Raw genomic sequence first — 2321 nt, 5'->3', positions numbered from 1 at the left:
CTGTTATGACAAATATTCCGGCTCCTATGATTCCCCCAACACCTATAAAAACCAAGTCCCACAAACCAAGACTTCTTAGATATAATTGAACTTCAAGCTCAACAAGGTGTTGACTACATGACAATCCATGCTGGATTACTAAGAGAGTTTTTACCTCTTGTAAACCACAGACTTATGGGTATCGTTTCAAGAGGTGGTTCTATTATAGCTCAATGGATGGTAGTTCATGGAAAACAAAACCCACTTTACACCAACTTTGACAAAATATGTGAGATATTCAAAAAGTACGACGTAACATTCTCATTGGGAGATGGACTTAGACCAGGATGTATCAACGATGCTTCTGACGAAGCTCAGTTTGCAGAGTTAAAGGTTCTTGGAGAGTTGACAAAGAAAGCTTGGGAACATGACGTACAAGTTATGATAGAAGGTCCAGGTCACGTTCCTATGGACCAGATAGAGATGAACATCAAAAAAGAGATGGAATGGTGTCATGAAGCTCCTTTCTACGTTCTTGGACCGTTGGTAACAGATATAGCTCCAGGATACGACCATATAGCATCTGCAATAGGAGCGGCGATGGCAGGATGGTATGGAGCATCAATGTTGTGTTATGTAACACCAAAAGAGCATTTAGGACTTCCTAATGCAGAGGATGTAAAACAAGGGTTGATAGCTTACAAAATAGCAGCTCATGCGGCGGACCTTGCAAGACATAGAAAAGGTGCAAAAGAGTGGGACGATGAAATGGCAAAAGCAAGGTATAACTTTGATTGGGAAAGACAGTTTGAACTTGCTATAGACCCTGAAACAGCAAGAAAATACCACGATGAAACACTTCCACAGGAAGGTTACAAATCTGCTAAATTCTGCTCAATGTGTGGACCTTCATTCTGTGCATACAGAATATCTCAAAACGTTCAAGATGTAGTTAAGGAAAATGAAATAGAGTTCTTACCAATTATAAAATAAATCTTTAAGCCTCCCTTATGGGAGGCTTTTTTTAAAAACTAATCTTTTTATAAAACCAAAATTTAACTGTTTCAACCAATACTATGTATCCTATCACGATAAACAAAATTGCTACTAAAAGATTTAGTGGTAAGGGGTATATCTCTAATATGTTTCCTAAATAGGTAAAAGGAATGATAAAACCTATCAATCCAACAGCTAATACTGTATAAAGTAAGTAATTGTTAGGCTTTGATTGGTAAAATCTGTGCTTCGTTCTCAATATTAAGATTACAAAAATTTGGGTAAGTAGAGCTTCTATAAACCATCCGGATCTAAATTCTACCTGTGATACTTTAAAGCCGTAGATTAAAGTAAAAAAGGTAATAAAATCAAACAAAGAGCTTATTAATCCAAATACAATCATAAAGTACTTTATGAAGTGAAAATCCCATTTTCTTGGTTTTTCTATCCAATCTTCATCTACGTTGTCTTTTGGTATAGATATAACCGCAAAATCTGTTAAAAAGTTTTGAAATAAAACTTGTTTTGGAAGTAAAGGTAAAAATGGAATAATAAAAGAAGCTCCTGCCATACTGAATATATTTCCAAAGTTTGAGCTTGTCTGCATAAAAATATACTTCAACGTGTTTATAAAAGCTTTTCTTCCTTCCAGGATACCATCTAAAATCACTTTCAAATCATTTTTTAGCAATACTATATCTGCTGATTCTTTTGCTATATCAACTGCATTATCTACTGATATTGCAACATCGGCAGATTTCATCGGTGGTACATCATTTACCCCATCTCCTATATAACCTACAACGTTTCCAGATTTTTTTAAAGCCTGAATAATATCTTCTTTTTGTGAAGGGGTTAATTCGGCAAATGTATCGTATTTTTCAACTACTTTTATTAGAGCATCCGGATGGATTTTATGTAAATCTTCTGATGTTAACATATTGTTTAAGCCAAGCTTTTGACCAATGTGTTTTGCTACGTATCTGTTATCTCCAGTTAAGATAACAATCCTTACACCTTTTTGAGTTAGCTCTTTCACAAGGTTCTCTATATTTTCCTTAAGGGGGTCTTCAAAGATTAAAAATCCTAAAAAAATCATTAAAGATTCATCTTCATATGTTATTACTTCTTTATCAAAGATTTTGTACGCTATACCTAAAACTCTGTATCCGTTTTCAGAGTATTTGTTTAAAGCTGTTATAATGTCGTTCTTTATGTCTTTTGTTAAAGGTTCTACATTTGTGTCTATTTCTATAAACTGTGAAATCTCTAAAATATTTTTTACTGCACCTTTTGATATTAAAATATTTTTATTTTCATATTGGACTAAGATTGAAAGTCTTTTT

General features: G+C 33.9%; 1 protein-coding gene and 1 pseudogene. One reads left to right on the top strand and one right to left on the bottom strand.

Features of this window, described 5'->3' with window-relative positions; translation table 11 throughout:
* Positions 1 to 75: 75 nt before the first annotated feature.
* Positions 76 to 972: pseudogene (thiC, locus tag NE054_RS07845) on the top strand (phosphomethylpyrimidine synthase ThiC); the annotation flags it as partial.
* Positions 973 to 1003: 31 nt separating this feature from the next.
* On the opposite strand, the gene NE054_RS07840 reads toward thiC, so the two are convergent.
* On the bottom strand, positions 1004 to 2321 hold a 1318-nt coding region (locus NE054_RS07840), incomplete at its 5' end, for an HAD-IC family P-type ATPase (protein ID WP_297890390.1).

Origin of the sequence: Sulfurihydrogenibium sp., from assembly GCF_027448985.1 — a bacterium.
GTDB lineage: Bacteria > Aquificota > Aquificia > Aquificales > Hydrogenothermaceae > Sulfurihydrogenibium.
This window is presented reverse-complemented; position numbering and strand designations above follow the sequence as displayed.